The sequence below is a fragment of the Mesorhizobium sp. LHD-90 genome (assembly GCF_030929505.1).
Lineage (GTDB): Bacteria > Pseudomonadota > Alphaproteobacteria > Rhizobiales > Rhizobiaceae > Kumtagia.
This window is the reverse complement of sequence record NZ_JAVFVV010000004.1, coordinates 108,712-125,268: the sequence shown is the minus strand read 5'-3', so window position 1 is coordinate 125,268 and position 16,557 is coordinate 108,712. Positions and strand designations below refer to the sequence as shown.

The following is a 16,557-nucleotide window of genomic DNA, read 5'->3' as shown; positions in this document are numbered from 1 at the left end:
CCTTTGATCCGAAGACGTAGCGACGGCCGGCAGGCCCAAGTTTTCTTGCTTGGCAACGACACGTCGGTCGCCGGAACTATAAGTATCTCGTGGGAACAACGAAGTCCCACAGGGATCTCATAAAAACATAAGCCGTCAATCGGCAATAAAAAATCCATTCATCTGGGACGCGTGCCGGTTCGGATTGCATCCGGACAAAGATGCGCGCGCGATCAAATCATGACTCCGTCGAACGCCGATGGAAATTTCATTTCAAGGAGAACACCATGCCTACCGTTGTACAGATCGTCCCCGCGAGCGCCCTGGATCTCGTCAGCACGCCGATCACCCAATTGTCTGACGCCGCGCTCATCGAGGGCAGCAGCTTCAGGCACGCCAGCAGCACCGGCTTCGTCTGGGGCCGCACCATTCCGCAGGGCCAGCCGGGCGCCTACACCATGCTGCAAGGCAGCATCGTGGTAGGCGGCAGCAATCTCGTCTACGGCGGCGACTCCATTCCCGACAGCGGCACGATCACCTCGCTCAGCATCAGCCTCGGCGGCGTCATCACCAACCATGTCAGTATCGGGTCCTCACCGGGACTGACCATCTCCGGCCTGTCCATCGACGCCGCGGACTTTGGCGAAATGCTGATGGATTTTTTCGAGACCGGCAACGGCTCGAACCTCGACGCCCTGTTCCGCACCTTCGACTGGACCTACAACGGCAGCGGAGCGCGCGACGTCTATGCCGGCGGAGACCTGGATGACGTGATGAAAGGCAATGGCGGCGACGACCGCCTCATCGGCCACGACGGCGACGACACGATCGCCGGCGGGGACGGCGACGACACGCTTATCGGCGGCGAGGGCACCGACTACCTCAGCGGCGGCAAGGGCACGGACACCGCGGACTATCTCTCCGGACCCGAGGTGGTCGTCAGTCTTGCCGACCCTTCCCTCAATGCGGGCGGCGCGGCCGGCGATACGTTCAATTCCATCGAAAACGTCAGCGGCTCGATCTATGGCGACACCATCACCGGCAATGGCGGCGCCAACACGCTGGGCGGCGACTGGGGCAACGATACGCTGATCGGCCTCGGCGGCAACGACACGCTGCGCGGCGAAGGCGGTGACGACATCCTGGTCGGCGGCCTGGGCGGCGACGCGCTTCATGGCGGCGACGGCTCGGACACGGCCTCTTATGCGGGTGCGGCGGCCGGCGTCGTCGCCAGCCTGTTCGGCCCGACGGAGAACACCGGCGAGGCAAAGGGCGACAGCTACCAGTCGGTGGAAAACCTGATCGGATCGGCCCACAATGACGATCTCACCGGCAACAATTCCGCCAATACGTTCAAGGGCGGCGGCGGCCAGGACATCCTGCGCGGATTGCAGGGCAACGACACGTATTATGTCTACGATTCCGCGACTGAAGTCGTCGAGGCGATGTTCGGGGGAAATCTCGACCGCGTCACTGCGGCGGTGGACTACAAGCTCGCCGCGGATGCCGAGATCGAGATGATGACCACCAACGGGTCGTTGGGCACCTCTGGTATCGACCTCACCGGCAATGGCTTCATCCAGGAGATGATCGGCAATGCCGGCGACAACCGGCTTGAGGGACGAGGTGGCGCCGATACACTGAGAGGGCTTGGCGGCAAGGACACGTTCGTGTTCAACACAAAATTCGGCGTCGACAATGCCGACGCCGCGTTGATCCTCGATTTCAACGCCGCCGACGACCGCATCCTTTTGTCCGACGCCATCTTCACGGAACTGACGCCGGGCACGCTGTCGGCCGCCGCGTTCCGCGCCAACACCACCGGCCAGGCCCAGGACGCCACCGACCGCATCATCTACGAGACGGATACGGGTTCGGTCTACTACGACGCCGACGGCAATGGCGCCGGCGCCGGTATCCTGTTCGTGGGGCTGGTGGGGATGCCGGCGATCACCAACGCGGACTTCTCGATAGCATAACCCTACACAGTCGACGCCAGGCCGGCCGAGGGGCACGGCCAGCCAGATCCATGGCGTGGGCGAGAGCGGGCGGCCAGGGCCGCCCGCTCTTCGTCAGATCGCCTCGACCACATGGAAATCCGCGTGGGTCAGCGCCAGGCCGCCGGTCAGCGTGGCGAAGTGGATCCGCGCGGCGGCGCCGGTTCCGTCCGGATCGTAGTACAATCTTCCGGTGTCGGTCTCGTAGACGATGCGGTCGCTGGCATCGGCGGCCAGGCCCGTCATGTTGGCACGAAAGGCGGCGGTCGCGAGCGGGCCATCGGGGAGCGCGGCGAAGACGGTGTCGACGAGCTGGATGGTGTCGGCGGCGGTGCTGTAGTCGACGATGGTGTCGACATTGCCGGCGCCGAGCGCGGTGGAGAAAACGAAAAAATCCTGGCCGCTGCCGCCGCGCAGCGTGTCCTTGCCACCGCCGCCGTCGATGAAATTGACGCCGGCATTGCCTGTGATCTCCTGGCCGATCTCGTTGCCGGAAAGGTCGATCGCCGTGGTGCCGGTCGAGCCGTTGGTGGTCAGCATCTCGACATGGACGCCCTTGCCCAGCCGGTAGTCGACGGCGGCGATCACTCGGTCGGCCGTCCCCTGCGATGCCGTCTCGACGATGACGTCCTCGCTGTTGAAGACCCGGTAGGTGTCGTTGCCGGAGAGGCCGCGCATGACGTCGGACGCACCCTTGCCGCCGTCATGCAGGATGTTGTTGCCGGCATTGCCGATAATCTCCTGTTTCATTTCGTTGCCGGTGAGGTCGATCGCCGCGGTGCCGGAACCCGAGGTGGTGGTCAGCATCTCGATGTGGACGCCGGCTCCAAGCTTGTAGCTGACGCCGGCCAGAACGCGGTCGGCGGTGCCTTCGGTCGCGGTCTCGAAGATCAAATCGCCGGCATTGTAGACGATGTACCTGTCGTTACCGGAAAGCCCGACCAGTTCGTCGGCCTGGCCGCCCGGCCCGCCGCCCTTGATCGTGTTCTGGCCGGCATTGCCCTGGATCGTCTGCGCATACTGGTTGCCAGTCAGGTCGATCGCCGTCGTGGCCCTCGCATCGGTGGTAGCGAAAACCTCGACCGCCGCCGTCTGCGCCAGCGCATAGCTGACAGAGGTCAGCACCGTATCGCCGCCCTCGCCGTCGAATTCGGTCACCACGTCGCCGACATTGTCGACCCAATAGGTGTCGTCGCCGCCGCCGCCGCGCATGACGTCGGCGCCCTCCCCGCCGATCAGCGTATCGTCCGCGGCGCGGCCAGTGAGGCGGTCGTTGCCTTCCTCGCCATGCAGGGTGGCGCCGTCCTCACGGCCGACGATGTTGTCGTCGCCGTTGCCGCCGGCGAGAAAATCGTCGCGCGGATCGATGATCCGGTAGTTGAGTGTCGCCTCGCCGGTCGAATCCCCCGTCTCGCTCTGGTAGGTGAGGATGACGCGGCCATCGTCCAGCGTGGCGATGCTGGTGAGAATCTGGTCGCCCGGCTTGTCGATCTCCAGCCGCACGCCGACCGCCATGCCGTTGGCGTCGAAGCGCTGCAGGAAAATCTCCTGCTCTATGGTGCCGTCGCCCTCCATGCCGGAGAGGTTGATCCAGGCGACGATGAAGCCGCCATCGTTGAGCCCCGTCACCTTCGCCGAGATGCTGTTGGCCGAGCCGGCGATCAGTTGCGGCTGCTCGTCGAGCGCCACGCCGAAGTCGTTGTAGCGGCGGAAGTAGATCCCCTTGCCGACGTCCTGGAACACTACCACGAAGTCGGTCGGCAGCAGCGGCAGATCCTTCATCCGGGCGATGTCGGGGCGAGCGGCGTTGCCGGTGTCGCCGACGACGAAGGTGGCGGGAACCGAGCCGTTGGGCCGGACGAAGGCCAGGTTGACCGTGCGGATGCCTGTGTCGGGGTCGAAATTCTCGTAGGCTATCGCCACGTTGCCGGTGCTCAGACCCGCCACCGCGCCGAGCCGCTGGATGCCGTCGCTTTCCTCGCCGATGCGGATCGGTGACGTGGTCGTCTTGTCGCCGTCCTCGTCATAAAAGCGCATCGCCAGATGGTTCTCGTCGCCATAAGCGAAGACGGAAGCCGTGCCGCCCGATGCGGTAGCCGTGGTGTCGAGCAGGAGTTCGTCGGTGCCGAATTCGATCTCCAGCCCGTCGACCTTGGAGCGCGGCATGAAATCGGCGTTCACCGCGTGCCGCAAGATGTCGATGTCGCCGGACTGGAACGCGAAGTCGAAATCGACCACGACCTTGCCGTTGGCCTGCTGGACGATGCGCGGCGAATGGATGTTCTGTGGGATGCCGTCGGAGACCGCGGCCATGAAGTCGCCGCTGGCGGCGGCCCCTGTCTCGTTGTAGTGGCGCCCGCCTATGTCCAGGCTGTCGGACCAGACGATGGCGAAGGTGTTGTCGGCAAGGCCGACGACCTGCCCCTGGAAATCGTCGGTGCGGTTGGAGATGATGGTTTCATTGCCCCAGAATGTGGGTGTGGTGGTCATGATGGGTCTCCGCTATGCGCAGCGTTGAGGTTCCCGGACCGGGCATCGCCCGTCCGCGTGGAAAGTTCCCCTTGAGGCCTTCGAAGACTTGCAATGGAGGCCGCGCCGGACGGTGCGGCACCGTTGCAAGGCCCTTGCGGCCCTTAGACCCGTCTGGTGATTGGCCGGCCTGCCGCCGGTTTCCCGGCGGGGATGGACGACGCCCGCGCAAAGGCTGTCGTCCGGCTGGCAAAGTTCCGGCCCGATGCCGCTGTCCCTTTGGGGATTGCGCGGCACGGGCCAGAGAGTCGGCGCGCGGCGGCTACTCGGCCGCCCCGCAATATGCCTCGATCCGGTAGCCGTCCGGGTCGACGGCGAAGGCGGCGTAATAATTGTCGCCGTAGTCGGCGCGCAGCCCGGCCGGGCCGTTGTCGCGGCCGCCTGCCTTCAGCGCCGCTTCGTGGAAAGCGGCGACGGATTTGCGGGTCGGCGCGGAAAAGCAGAAATGCAGGCCCGAGCCGGTGTCTTCCGGGACCGGGCGACTGCTCTGGCCGATCCAGAGCGCGACCGCGTCCTTGCCGTAGCCCAGAGAGGTCGCGCTGTCGCTCAAGCAGGAATAACCGAGCGGCGCCAGCACCGCATCGTAGAATTTCTTGGCGCGCCCCACGTCGCGGACGCCGATGGAAACATGGTCGATCATCGCCATTGTACACTCCAATGAATTGGACGGCCTGCAAGGCAGCGACCGTCATGAGATGGCGGCAATCTGCGGCGGCGCGCTTTCCGGCACTTGGGGAAAATTGCTATGATTGCGCCATGGATAGCTTGTCCGGCGAATTCGACATGCAGGCGACGCACGTCGGCGTCCCCGCCACGTCGCGGCTTGCCGACGGGCGCGGCTGGTCCATTCACGACTATGTCTGCGAGGCGGGGCCGGGCGACCGGCCGTTCGAGGAGCGCCATGAATCGGTCTCGATCGCGGCCGTGGTCGCCGGTTCGTTCAACTACGCATCGGATCGCGGCCGGGCTCTGCTGCATCCCGGCGCGCTCTTGCTCGGCAATCACGGCGCCTGCTACGAGTGCGGCCACGACCACGGCGTCGGCGACCGCTGCATCGCCGTGAAGTTCGCGCCGGATTATTTCGCGGAGATCGCGGCGACGGCGGCCGGCTCGTCGAAATTCCGCTTTCCGGCGGCGATGCTGCCGTCGGCACGCGAGACGCTGCCGCATACTGTCATGCTGGAAGCCGGCGGCAGGCAGCGCGACCGGCTGAAGATCGAGGAGGATCTGGTCGGCTTCGTGGCGGGCGTGGTGCGCGCGCTCTCGGGCGCGGGCGCGGTGGCGGCGCGCGTCTCGGCGCAGGATTCACGCCGGCTGTCGCGGGCGCTGCGCCACATCGAGAACCATGCCGAACAACCGCTCGATCTCGACCGGCTGGCCGGCGTGGCAGCGATGAGCAAGTTTCATTTCCTTCGCGTCTTCCGCCGCGCGCTGGGCACGACGCCCTACCAGCATGTCCTGGCGTTGCGGCTGCGCCGCGCCGCGCTGCGTCTCCTGACCACGCCCGAAGCCGTCTCGGCCATCGCCTACGACAGCGGCTTCGGCGACCTCTCCACCTTCAACGCAGCCTTCCGCGAGCGCTTCGGCAAGAACCCGACGGCCTTCCGCCGGGCGGGGTGAGAGGGCGGCAGTCGGCCTTCCGCGTTTGCGATTTTCCCCGCCTGCGTCAATCTCGACCGACCTTCCGGTCCCATTTTCGCCCGCTTTCTGGTAATCCTCGGGCCCGCAAATCAGCCGGACCCGAGGATGCCTTTTTCCCATCAGCTTACGAAAGCGGCAGCCGCGGCTTTGCTACTTGGTGCCTCTACCGGGCCGGCGCTGGTGCATCCGCATGTCTTCGCCGAGGCCAGGTTGGATGTGGTGATCAATCCGGACCGCACCGTGAAAGCGCTGCGCCATCTCTGGCGTTTCGACGATCTTTTCTCCTCCACCGTGCTGATGGAGTTCGACAAGAACTCCGACCTGAAGCTTGACGACGCCGAGTTGCAGGACGTCGCCAACACCGTCCATGCCTCGCTCGCCGAATACAACTATTTCCAGGTGGCCACCGCCGACGGCAAGGACGTGGCGATGCAGCCGCCGCCGAAACTGATCGCCAGTTTCGAGGACCAGCAACTCATCATTCTGTTCGAATCGGCGCCCAAGGAGCCGCTGAAGCTTTCCGGCAAGGTGGATTTCGGCGTCTACGACCCGACCTTCTACACGGCGATCGATTTTACCGAGGACGCCAACCTCACCGTCGTCGACAAGCCGGCCGACTGCTCGACCACGGTCATCCGGCCCGACCCCGACGAGGCCCTCGCCCAGAACCAGTCGACGCTGACCGAGGCCTTTTTCAACGATCCCACCGGCACCGACATGAGCAAGATTTTCGCCACGAAACTTGAAATCGCGTGCCAGGCGAACGGGTGACGGGCCGCGCCGGATGACGAAATCGACGCTTCGCGCGCCCCTCGCCCTGCTCACGCTGGTCGTCGTCGCCAGCCAATTCGCGACATTCGCCCATGCGCAAAGCTCGCTCGGCATCGGCACCAACGAGGCGATGGTGCCCTCCACCGGCCTGTTTTCCGGCTTCATGAACTGGATCAACGTCCAGCAGCAGGGTTTTTATCGCTCGCTCACCGGAGCGCTGAAGGCCATGCGCCAGGACGGCAGCCAGCTTTGGATCCTGGTCGGGCTCTCCTTCGCCTACGGCGTCTTCCACGCCGCCGGGCCTGGCCATGGCAAGGCCGTCATCTCGTCCTACATGCTGGCCAACGAGGTGGCGCTGCGGCGCGGCATCATGCTCTCCTTCGTCTCGGCGTTCCTTCAAGCGCTGACGGCTATTGTCGTGATGACGCTGGTCTTTCTTGTACTTCGCGGCACCGCCGTTTCGATGACCGACGCCACCTGGTTTTTGGAGATCGCCAGCTATGCGCTGATCACGCTCTTCGGCGCCTGGCTGCTATGGCGCAAGGCCTTGCCGCGCATGGCCGGCCTGTTCGGCCTCAACCCGGCGCTGAGCCTTTCGGCCGCCCAGGCCGACAGCCCGGCCGGCAAACTGTTCGGCCCGGTGGAACGCCGCGCCGCGCCGCGCTACGACCATGCCTTCGTCGCTTCCGACGCCGGCGCGCCCGGCGTCACCATGGTCTGCGAGACCTGCGGCCACAGCCATGCGCCCGACCCGTCGATGATCTCCGGCGACCGCTTCGACTGGCGCACCGCCTGGTCGGCGGTGGCCGCCGTCGGCCTGCGCCCCTGCACCGGCGCGCTGATCGTGCTCTCCTTCGCCTTCCTCAACGGCCTGTTCGCCGCCGGACTGCTTTCGGTCCTTGCCATGTCGGTCGGCACCGCCATCACAGTCTCGATCCTTGCCACGCTGGCCGTCACCGCTAAGAACTGGGCCGTGGCTTTCGCCGGCGACGGCCGCACCGGCAACCGGGTGCATGCCTCGATCGAGATCGCCGGCGCGCTGCTGGTCTTCCTGCTCGGCCTGGCGCTCCTCGGCGCCAGCCTCAAGGCATAAGGTTGGGACGACGGGGGGCGGTTTGCCTTTTCCGACAGTGCCCAACCTTTGCGTGCTTCGGCCTTCTGCGGAAAAGCTAAACTCTCCCCGGACTCATCGACGGCTGGTCGGGATCAGTCCAAGCGCGCGAATGCGAAACGCAGCCCGGAGAACACGAAAGCGCTCGGAAGTGCGCCTCCATCGCGCTTTCCACGGGTTTTGTGAAACTCGAAAAGCCTGTGCTGTCCTGACATGCCGCACAGGCCGTTGAGATTGCTCGATATTCCCGGCTTCACATTGATTTCTGGCTGAGCTTCGTCAGCGGCCGCGCCGGCGCTGCCGGCGGCCGCGCAGCCAAAACACCAGGAAGAACGCCGCGACGAACAGCACGGCGAAAATCCCTGCAATTACAGGCGAATAGCCACCGATCGCCAGCATGATCGTCGGCAGGTAGAACGCGCCCAGGCCGAAAGCCAGCACGATCACCAGCGCGGCGATCGCCGCATTGCGGTTGTCAGCATCCATCAGAGGGCGAAATCCATCGAAGTATGATCCTCAAAGCGCGAAACCGCCGTCGACATTGATCACGGTACCGGTGGTGAAGGCCGCCTCGTCGGCCGCCAGATAAACCACCACGGGGGCGATTTCGGCGGCATCCGCGACGCGTCCCATCGGCTGGCGATTGACGAACATTTCCAAGGCCTTGTCCTTGCTGCCGACTGTTCTGCCGAGTTCCTCCACCCGATCTTCCCACGACGGCGACCGAAACGTTCCCGGCGCAATCGCATTGCAGCGGATTCCCTCGCGAATATAGTCCGCCGCCACCGCTTTCGTCAGCCCGATCACCGCCGCCTTGCTCGCCCCATAGGCATACCGGTTGGGTATCCCCCGCACCGAGGAAGCCCCCGACGAAATGTTCACGATTGAACAGGTCTTGCCCGTTTCCCTGGCCCGTTCCAGCATGCCGGGCAGGAACGCGCGGATCGTCCGATGCATCGACTTGACGTTGAGGTCGAAAGAAAAATCCCAATCTTTCTCGGAGGTTGTCAGCACCGTGCCGTGATGCACGAAACCCGCCACATTGACCAATATGTCGATCTTGCCGACCTTTGCGGCGTAGGATTCAACGGCTTTGGTCGACAGCACGTCGAGTTTCGCCTTCTTGGCGCGCGCCAGCCCTTCCAGCTTGTCGCGCGACACGTCCGACGCGAAAACGGTCGCGCCTTCGGCCACGAACGCCTCTGCGATGGCCCGGCCGATCCCCTGCCCCGCGGCGGTCACCACCGCGACCTTGCCCTTCAGTCGTCCGGCCATTGTCTCTCCCTGACGCCATTGCCATTTCGCGGACCGTCCACCGCGCCGCCCGGCGCAGGCTTAGTGCATTGGCCGGCAAAAGTCTTGATCTATCTCGGCTTTTTGGACTTCAGCCTGCGGCGCGAAACTCTTCCAGCCGCTTCTTCTGTTGGCCGGAGGCATCGAAATTCGACGGATCGAGCCATGCCTCATAGGCGCGCTTCAGCGCCGGCCATTCCTTGTCGATGATCGAAAACCATGCGGTGTCGCGGTTCTCGCCCTTGATCACCATGGCCTGCCGGAACACGCCCTCAGGCTGGAAACCGAAACGCAAAGCGGCACGTTTGGAGGGCTCGTTGCGGTTGTTGCACTTCCACTCCCAGCGGCGGTAGCCGAGTTCGTCGAAGATGTAGCGCATGAACAAAAAATGCGCTTCGGTCGCCGCCGGCTTGCGCTGCATCAGCGGCCCCCAATGGATATGGCCGATCTCGATCGACCCGTTGGCCGTGTCGATGCGCAGAAATGTCTGGCGGCCGGCGACCTTGCCCGACGCCTTGTCGATTACCGTGAAATACAGCGGATCCTCGCTGGCTTCGGCCTTGTCCAGCCAAGGTTGCAGCGCGGCGCGACTCTCCGGTGGATATTCGCCGAGCCAGCGGAACCGCTCGTCGGCATTGGCTGTTGTCGCCGCCTCGAACAGGCCGTCGCCATGCCACGCCGCCGACAGCGGCTCCAGCCGCGCGTAGCGGCCCTCCAGCACCTTGCGTTCGGGACGGGGGCGCGCGGTCCAGTTTTTCAGATCTTCGTCCAAGGCCGGCCTTGCTCCGATTGACTTTGCGGCGCGAGGCTCACAAAAACGCGCACCCGCAAGATTTCAGTAGCACATGATTTTCCCGAACTCGTTGGGTTTTCGGGGCCATGCGCTAGAACCAGATGGGGAGGAAAAGTGCTCCAAACGATTGCCGCCTTCGACCGCATCGGCGAGGAAAACGCCTTCGCCGTGCTCGCCCGCGCCACGGCGCTCGCCGCGCAAGGCAAGGACATCATCAATCTCGGCATCGGCCAGCCGGATTTCCGCACGCCCGAGCATATCGTCGAGGCGGCCATCAAGGCGCTGCGCGACGGCCATCACGGCTACACGCCGGCCACCGGCCTGCTCGCCACCCGCGTGGCGGTGGCGCGCCGTACGCTCACCACCACCGGCGTGGAAGTCTCGCCGGAAAACGTCATGATCCTGCCCGGCGGCAAGCCGACCATGTATGCGGCGATCGTCATGTTCGGCGAACCGGGCGCCGAAATCCTCTATCCGGATCCCGGCTTCCCGATCTATCGCTCGATGATCGAATTCACCGGCGCCAAGCCGGTCCCGGTGCCGATCCGCGAAGAAAACGGCTTCGCCTTCTCGGCCGAGGAGACGCTTGCGCTGATCACGCCGAAGACGCGGCTGCTGATCCTCAACTCGCCGGCCAACCCTACCGGCGGCGTCACGCCGCGCGCCGAGATCGAGAAACTGGCGAAGGGGCTGGAAAAGCATCCGCATGTCGCCATCCTCTCCGACGAGATCTACGACGTCATGACCTATGACGGCGAACAGCACTGCTCGCTGCTGCAATTTCCGGAACTGCGCGAGCGCCTGATCGTGCTCAACGGCTGGTCAAAAACCTGGGCGATGACCGGCTGGCGCATGGGCTGGTCGATCTGGCCGAACTCGGACGCCAGCAGCCATCTGTACGACAAGGTGCGAAAACTGGCGGTCAATTGCTGGTCCTGCGTCAACGCCCCGTCGCAACATGCCGGCATCGCCGCCATCGACGGGCCGCAGGACGCAGTGGATGTGATGATGAAGGCGTTCGACCGCCGCCGCAAGGTTGTGGTCGATGGCCTGAACAAGCTGCCCGGCGTCTCCTGCATCACGCCGAAGGGCGCCTTCTACGCCTTCCCCAACATCTCGAAGACCGGCTGGAAGGCCAAAAAACTGGCCTCTGCGCTGCTGGAGGAAACCGGCGTGGCGCTGATCGGCGGTCCGGATTTCGGCGTGCTCGGCGAAGGCTATATCCGGCTTTCCTACGCCAATTCGGAGGAGAACATCTTGCGGGCGCTGGAGCGGGTGGGTAATTTTCTAGCAGCGTGAGAAACGCTGAAAGCCCTCTCAATTCCCGCTTGTTGCCTATCTTATTATCTGTTCACTTTATGTTCTTGTTGAGGTATGTCTTTTCCCATTGGAGGAGGGGAGGACATGGCACGTTCGCTATTTCACTTGGTTCGAAACGCCAAGCTTGAAAGAGGCAGGTTCAATCGCGAAACTGAGCCGCCGAATCAATCAGAATCGCGGTATTGGAATATGAAGACTGCCCGCATCAAACGATCACCTCAGATGCCATTGCGCGAAAGCATCATCATTGAAGGAGATGCGTTGACAGTCTTGCGCCGCCTGCCGGATGAGGCCGCGCAATGTATAATAACATCACCCCCTTACTGGGGCCTACGAGACTACAATACTCCGGACCAGATTGGACTCGAACCAACGTTGCCGCAGTTTATTTTTCGGTTGGTCGAGGTGTTTCGCGAGGCAAGGCGCGTTTTGCGCGACGATGGAGTTTTTTGGCTAAACGTCGGGGATGGCTATACGAGTGGTAATCGTGGTTGGCGCGCTCCGGACAAAAAGAATCGCGCACGCGCCATGACGGTGCGCCCCGATACACCTGATGGTTTGAAACCAAAGGATCTTTTAGGCATCCCATGGCGTTTGGCTTTCGCGCTTCAGGATGACGGCTGGTATCTACGTGCTGATGTGATTTGGCATAAGCCGAACGCTATGCCTGAAAGCGTGCGGGATCGCCCAACACGAGCTCACGAATATCTATTTATGTTCTCCAAAGGAGAGCGTTATTTCTATGATCGCGATGCTGTCCGTGAAGTAAACAACCGTAATCTTCGCTCAGTATGGAACATTAATACCTTGCCGTTCCCGGGAGCACATTTTGCGACCTTTCCCCCTAAGTTGATCGAACCTTGCTTGCGATCCTCTACGCGACCAGGTGATTTCGTGCTGGACCCGTTTTTTGGCTCAGGAACTGTCGGGTTGGTGGCCGAGCAGCTACATCGGTCTTATGCGGGTATCGAGTTACATCCAGAGTATGTCGCGTTGGCAGCCGAACGGCTCAACGCAGACAACCGGACGATTGTCCGGGTTGCGGCATGATCCCATTACCTGAACTGCAGATTGAGTTCAGTGTTGCTCTTGCCGAGATCAGGCGGCACATGCTTCAGGAGGCCTTGCGCGAAACAGTACGGAAGTTGGATATTCCGGCCTTGGATCGCGAACTCGCCGACAACGTTTCAGCCCATAGCCTAGCGCAACTCGCCAGCTTTGGCATTAGGGGCGAGATGATGTTCCCGGTTCCACTGGTGCTGACGGCAAATCCGAGATTGTTGGGATACTACCGTCTGCTCTATGGATACAGCCAGAAGGAGTTCTATACCTCGGCTACAGGCGCTGGAAAGTTCAGTGGCATGGAAACAAGGGGCACATTGCGAGCCGAACTTGAGGAGCACTTGTCGAATTTCTGCAAGGAAATGTGTGAGGCTGGCTCGCATTTGCTTACCGGGATAGCCGGACAGAAGGTCACGACGGCGTTGCTTGATGATTTGACGCTCCTCACACTAGGACCACAGTGGCGCGGTGGTGCCAATGTGCGGCGAGGGACTGCCGGAATCGTGCAGGTCTTCAATGTTATAAAAGAAATCGTCCAGGAACACGTGGAGGTGTCGGAGACCCGTGAACTGAAGGTTCGAAACGCGGCAAGCCGGCTCGTACTTATTCAATTCGCCGCTGATCCTGATATCGTTATCCGCGAAGAGCTTCGCCCCGAAACCTATCGCAATATTGTTGCGATCGAGGTCAAAGGCGGAACAGATTTTTCAAACATTCACAACCGCATTGGTGAGGCGGAAAAAAGTCACCAGAAAGCACGCGCGGCTGGTTATGTGGAGTGCTGGACAATCGTAAATGTAGACCGGATTGACTTGGCAATGGCCTCGCGCGAATCACCCACGAGCAATAGATTTTATCGGATATCGAGTTTGGTAAAGGCGACTGGCCAGGAGTTTGATGACTTCGAAGATCGCGTCATTTCAATGACGGGAATTCCGACTCCTCGCTGACACGACGCCAATAGCTCTGCCACTGGCCCTGGCCCTCAAGCCGACCGCCATCTGGACCGCGAAACCGGCTACCGCCACGTCATAGTGGCGCATGTCTGCCGGCATCATCGTCTTTTCGGTCGTGTGCGTTTTCCTCGCGGCAATCGTGCGGGGCTATTCGGGATTTGGCTTCTCGCTGCTGACCGTCACCGCGCTGTCGCTGGTGCTGCCGCCTTCGCAAATCGTGCCTTCGATCTTCATGCTGGAGATCGCCGCCAGCATCCATCTGCTGCCGGGCATCTGGAAGGACGTGCACTGGCGCTCGATCCTGCCGCTGCTGATCGGTTGCCTCATTGGAACGCCGTTCGGCGTGTGGTTCCTCGCCAACGTGCCCGCCGCGCCCATGCAAGTGGCGCTGGGCATCGTGGTGCTGATCTTCACCATCCTGCTGTGGCGCGGCTTTGCGCTGAAAACCATGCCGGGCACGCTCGCCTCGGTGACGACCGGCGGCGCGTCCGGCCTGCTCAACGGCGCCTTCGGCACCGGCGGCCCGCCGGTGATCCTGTTCTATTTCGCCTCGCCGGCCGGCAACATTGCCGGCCGCGCCTCAGTGATCGCCTATTTCCTCGGCACCGACATGATGGCGCTGCCGATGCTGGCGCATGAGGGGCTGCTGACCTGGGACAGCGTCTTGCGCGCCCTGATGTTCCTGCCGGCGCTGCTGGTCGGCGTATGGGTCGGCTCGCGCGGCTTCAAGGGCGCCGACCCGGCCGTGTTCCGCAAGGGCGTGCTGGCGCTGCTCGGCCTGCTGGCGCTAATCTCGGCCGTGCAGGGGGTCGCCGCGCTTTGACGCCTATAGCCGTTTCTCGAACCAGTGGTTGGCGTAAAAATTGTCGTTGTAGCGCTCGATCTCGTGGTAGCCCAGTTTTCGGTACATCGCCTGCGCTTCCGAGAGGGCCCGGTTGGTGTCGAGCCGCACGGTCGTCAGACCGGCCTCCAGGGCAATGGATTCGAGCTTTTCCATCAGCCGCGACGCGATGCCCAGTCCGCGCGCCGAAGGCGACACCCAGACACGCTTGATCTCGCCGATGCCTTCTTCAAGTGTCTTCAGCACGCCGCAGCCGGCGGGCTCGCCGTCGATGCGCGCCATCACGAACCAGCCCTTTGGCGGCATCATCTCAGATGCTTCGGCCGCCTTGCCGAGTTCCAGGTCGAAACCTTCCTCGAAGCGCCGCGCCAGCTCTGCAAAATATTCGCCGAGGCAAAAGCGCGCCTCGTCGCTGTCCGGAGCCTCCACTGAGACCTCCAGAGCCGCGATGCGCAGCAGCCGCTCGACCTCCGCCATCGCCGCCACCAGCCGCTCGCGCTGCGCCTCGCCCAGCGACGCCAGCATCGCGCGCGCCATCTCGTCGGAAAGCGCGTCGTAGGCAGCATACTCATCGCGTCCCTTGGCGGTCAGCCGCGCCTGGCGCACGCGGCCGTCGGCCTCCGCCCTGCCGACCTCGACGAGTTGCTGGCCCTCCAGCGATCGCAGCAGCCGACTGAGATAGCCGGCGTCGAGACCGAGCCGGCGGCGCAAAAAGCGCACATCCCTGCCCTCGCCCTGTCCTGTCTCGAAGATCAGCCGCGCCTCGCCGAGCGGTCGGCCGCGCGACAGATAGCTGTCGTCAAGCGCGCCGATGCGCTGCGAGACCAGCCGGTTGAAGCGGCGTATCTGCTCGATCTGTCCGTCTTGCATTATCTGACTTTAGTCAGATATCTTTCCACATGCAAGTTCCGGCCACTGGCATGTCCACGCCGGCCGTGGCCATGCCGGGTCAATGTCAGGAGCGAGTGGACAACAGACTTGCACGAAAAGCCGGAACCGGCTCTGTTTCGCCGCCAACATAGCCGTCCGGCCGAGACCAAGAGAGGAAAGCCGATGCTTTATGCGATGCTCGCCTACCACGTCGAAGACACGATCACCGCGATGACGCAGGACGAGGCCTCAGCGCTGATGACGGATCTTCTCACCGTCCACGCGCGCTATGTCGAGGAGGGCACATTCGGCCCCGCCGCCCGGCTCGGTTCGACCAAGGACGCATTCACGCTGCGCGGGCCGGGCGCCGGCATGGTCATAGACGGCCCCTTCGCCGAGACGAAGGAGCAACTGCTCGGTCTTTATATGGTCGAGGCCGAAGACCGCGATGCCGCGGTCGAAATCGCGCGCAGCCTGCGCCGCGTCAACCGGACTGCGGTTTATGAAATCCGGCCGGTCAGGCTCTTTCTGCCGGGCGCGCCGTTTCCGGAGACGGCCGCGGAGTAGCGCAGGATCGCCATCTGGCTAGACGGAAGCGCCGAGGCCTTCCGCCCGTCACCCCCGTCCCACAAACGGCATCTTGGTCGCCATCACCGTCATGAACAGCACGTTGGCGTCGAGCGGCAGGTTCGCCATGTGCAGCACCGCGTCGGCGACATGCTGCACGTCCATGACGGCCTCTACCGCCATCGTGCCGTTGGCCTGCGGAACGCCCACCGTCATGGCATGCGCCATGTCGGTCAGCGCGTTGCCGATGTCGATCTGCCCGCAGGCGATGTCGAACGGCCGTCCGTCGAGCGCCAGCGTCTTGGTAAGCCCCGTGATGGCGTGCTTGGTCGCGGTGTAGGGTACCGAGCCCGGACGCGGCGCGTAGGCCGAAACCGATCCGTTATTGATGATGCGCCCGCCTTGCGGCGACTGCCGGCGCATGGCGCCGAAGGCGGCGCGGGCGCACAGGAACGAGCCGGTCAGGTTCACACCGACCATGTCGGTCCACACCGACACCGGGATCTCGTCGATCGGCGTCGACTTGAAGCCCATGCCGGCATTGTTGAAGAGCAGGTCGACGCGGCCGAAAGTGTCGATGACCGTCTTGAACAGTTTTTCGACATCGGCCTCTTGCGAGATGTCGCAGGAAACAGCCAAGGCCCGGGCCTCGGTCGAGCCCGCAGCAGCCACCGCATCGTCGAGCATCGCCTGCCGCCGCCCGACAAAGACCGTGTTCCAGCCGTTGCGCAGCAGCGCCGTGGCCGTCGCCTTTCCGATGCCGGTGCCCGCGCCCGTGACCACCGCCGTTCTGCCTGAAGTCATGATGTCTCCTCCGTGTCCGTGTC

The 16,557-nt window shown here is 63.4% G+C and carries 16 protein-coding genes; 9 read left to right on the top strand and 7 right to left on the bottom strand.

Annotation, left to right across the window (positions count from 1 at the left end):
- Positions 1-266 precede the first annotated feature (266 nt).
- Positions 267-1,958 (top strand): calcium-binding protein, encoded by a 1,692-nt coding sequence (locus RB623_RS06495; protein WP_308055958.1) that lies wholly within the window; start codon positions 267-269, stop codon positions 1,956-1,958.
- Positions 1,959-2,051: 93 nt separating this feature from the next.
- On the opposite strand, the gene RB623_RS06490 is transcribed toward RB623_RS06495, so the two are convergent.
- Together RB623_RS06490 and RB623_RS06485 are read right to left on the bottom strand one after the other, a co-directional pair.
- Positions 2,052-4,466 (bottom strand): calcium-binding protein, encoded by a 2,415-nt coding sequence (locus tag RB623_RS06490; RefSeq protein ID WP_308055957.1) that lies wholly within the window; start codon positions 4,464-4,466, stop codon positions 2,052-2,054.
- 301 nt (positions 4,467-4,767) lie between these two features.
- Entirely contained in the window at positions 4,768-5,145 is a 378-nt protein-coding gene (locus RB623_RS06485; RefSeq protein WP_308056198.1) for a VOC family protein, read from the bottom strand.
- 116 nt (positions 5,146-5,261) lie between these two features.
- Between RB623_RS06485 and RB623_RS06480 the strand changes: the two genes are divergently transcribed.
- From RB623_RS06480 to RB623_RS06470, 3 genes are all read left to right on the top strand, one after another.
- The gene (locus RB623_RS06480) at positions 5,262-6,125 is read left to right on the top strand and encodes an AraC family transcriptional regulator (protein WP_308055956.1); all 864 of its coding nucleotides are present in this window, start codon (positions 5,262-5,264) and stop codon (positions 6,123-6,125) included.
- 126 nt (positions 6,126-6,251) lie between these two features.
- Positions 6,252-6,917 carry a DUF1007 family protein gene (locus RB623_RS06475; RefSeq protein ID WP_308055955.1) on the top strand — a complete coding sequence of 222 codons (666 nt, stop codon included), beginning with the start codon at positions 6,252-6,254 and terminating at the stop codon, positions 6,915-6,917.
- Between the two features lie 13 nt (positions 6,918-6,930).
- Entirely contained in the window at positions 6,931-8,010 is a 1,080-nt protein-coding gene (locus RB623_RS06470) for a nickel/cobalt transporter (RefSeq protein WP_308055954.1), read from the top strand.
- Between the two features lie 297 nt (positions 8,011-8,307).
- Here RB623_RS06470 and RB623_RS06465 read toward each other — a convergent pair whose 3' ends face one another.
- From RB623_RS06465 to RB623_RS06455, 3 genes are all read right to left on the bottom strand, one after another.
- Entirely contained in the window at positions 8,308-8,517 is a 210-nt protein-coding gene (locus RB623_RS06465; protein WP_374121652.1) for a hypothetical protein, read from the bottom strand.
- A gap of 27 nt (positions 8,518-8,544) precedes the next feature.
- Entirely contained in the window at positions 8,545-9,303 is a 759-nt protein-coding gene (locus RB623_RS06460) for an SDR family oxidoreductase (protein ID WP_308055952.1), read from the bottom strand.
- A gap of 109 nt (positions 9,304-9,412) precedes the next feature.
- Entirely contained in the window at positions 9,413-10,093 is a 681-nt protein-coding gene (locus RB623_RS06455; protein WP_308055951.1) for a GNAT family protein, read from the bottom strand.
- Positions 10,094-10,228: 135 nt separating this feature from the next.
- Here RB623_RS06455 and RB623_RS06450 point away from each other — a divergent pair, with 135 nt between their 5' ends.
- From RB623_RS06450 to RB623_RS06435, 4 genes are all read left to right on the top strand, one after another.
- The gene (locus RB623_RS06450) at positions 10,229-11,413 is read left to right on the top strand and encodes a pyridoxal phosphate-dependent aminotransferase (RefSeq protein WP_308055950.1); all 1,185 of its coding nucleotides are present in this window, start codon (positions 10,229-10,231) and stop codon (positions 11,411-11,413) included.
- Between the two features lie 243 nt (positions 11,414-11,656).
- Positions 11,657-12,484: a site-specific DNA-methyltransferase gene (locus RB623_RS06445; RefSeq protein ID WP_374121651.1), complete on the top strand. Its 828-nt coding sequence runs from the start codon at positions 11,657-11,659 to the stop codon at positions 12,482-12,484.
- A complete protein-coding gene (locus RB623_RS06440; protein WP_308055948.1) occupies positions 12,481-13,446 on the top strand; it encodes an XcyI family restriction endonuclease in 966 nt (321 codons plus the stop codon). The genes RB623_RS06445 and RB623_RS06440 overlap by 4 nt, the downstream gene beginning before the upstream one ends.
- Positions 13,447-13,537: 91 nt before the next feature.
- Positions 13,538-14,275, top strand: a complete 738-nt coding sequence (locus RB623_RS06435) for a sulfite exporter TauE/SafE family protein (RefSeq protein ID WP_308055947.1) — start codon at positions 13,538-13,540, stop codon at positions 14,273-14,275.
- Positions 14,276-14,278: 3 nt separating this feature from the next.
- On the opposite strand, the gene RB623_RS06430 is transcribed toward RB623_RS06435, so the two are convergent.
- Positions 14,279-15,163: a helix-turn-helix domain-containing GNAT family N-acetyltransferase gene (locus RB623_RS06430; RefSeq protein WP_308055946.1), complete on the bottom strand. Its 885-nt coding sequence runs from the start codon at positions 15,161-15,163 to the stop codon at positions 14,279-14,281.
- A 183-nt stretch (positions 15,164-15,346) separates the two neighbouring features.
- On the opposite strand from RB623_RS06430, the gene RB623_RS06425 reads away from it, so the two are divergent.
- Positions 15,347-15,730 (top strand): YciI family protein, encoded by a 384-nt coding sequence (locus RB623_RS06425; protein ID WP_308055945.1) that lies wholly within the window; start codon positions 15,347-15,349, stop codon positions 15,728-15,730.
- Between the two features lie 48 nt (positions 15,731-15,778).
- Here RB623_RS06425 and RB623_RS06420 read toward each other — a convergent pair whose 3' ends face one another.
- Positions 15,779-16,534 carry an SDR family oxidoreductase gene (locus RB623_RS06420; RefSeq protein ID WP_308055944.1) on the bottom strand — a complete coding sequence of 252 codons (756 nt, stop codon included), beginning with the start codon at positions 16,532-16,534 and terminating at the stop codon, positions 15,779-15,781.
- Positions 16,535-16,557 lie beyond the last annotated feature (23 nt).

Excerpts from the sequence above, each read along its gene's own strand:
- RB623_RS06495 (WP_308055958.1), top strand. The coding sequence starts at position 267 with ATGCCTACCGTTGTACAGATCGTCCCCGCGAGCGCCCTGGATCTCGTC.
- RB623_RS06490 (WP_308055957.1), bottom strand. The coding sequence starts at position 4,466 with ATGACCACCACACCCACATTCTGGGGCAATGAAACCATCATCTCCAAC.
- RB623_RS06485 (WP_308056198.1), bottom strand. The coding sequence starts at position 5,145 with ATGATCGACCATGTTTCCATCGGCGTCCGCGACGTGGGGCGCGCCAAG.
- RB623_RS06480 (WP_308055956.1), top strand. The coding sequence starts at position 5,262 with ATGGATAGCTTGTCCGGCGAATTCGACATGCAGGCGACGCACGTCGGC.
- RB623_RS06475 (WP_308055955.1), top strand. The coding sequence starts at position 6,252 with ATGCCTTTTTCCCATCAGCTTACGAAAGCGGCAGCCGCGGCTTTGCTA.
- RB623_RS06470 (WP_308055954.1), top strand. The coding sequence starts at position 6,931 with ATGACGAAATCGACGCTTCGCGCGCCCCTCGCCCTGCTCACGCTGGTC.
- RB623_RS06460 (WP_308055952.1), bottom strand. The coding sequence starts at position 9,303 with ATGGCCGGACGACTGAAGGGCAAGGTCGCGGTGGTGACCGCCGCGGGG.
- RB623_RS06445 (WP_374121651.1), top strand. The coding sequence starts at position 11,657 with ATGCCATTGCGCGAAAGCATCATCATTGAAGGAGATGCGTTGACAGTC.
- RB623_RS06440 (WP_308055948.1), top strand. The coding sequence starts at position 12,481 with ATGATCCCATTACCTGAACTGCAGATTGAGTTCAGTGTTGCTCTTGCC.
- RB623_RS06435 (WP_308055947.1), top strand. The coding sequence starts at position 13,538 with ATGTCTGCCGGCATCATCGTCTTTTCGGTCGTGTGCGTTTTCCTCGCG.
- RB623_RS06430 (WP_308055946.1), bottom strand. The coding sequence starts at position 15,163 with ATGCAAGACGGACAGATCGAGCAGATACGCCGCTTCAACCGGCTGGTC.
- RB623_RS06425 (WP_308055945.1), top strand. The coding sequence starts at position 15,347 with ATGCTTTATGCGATGCTCGCCTACCACGTCGAAGACACGATCACCGCG.
- RB623_RS06420 (WP_308055944.1), bottom strand. The coding sequence starts at position 16,534 with ATGACTTCAGGCAGAACGGCGGTGGTCACGGGCGCGGGCACCGGCATC.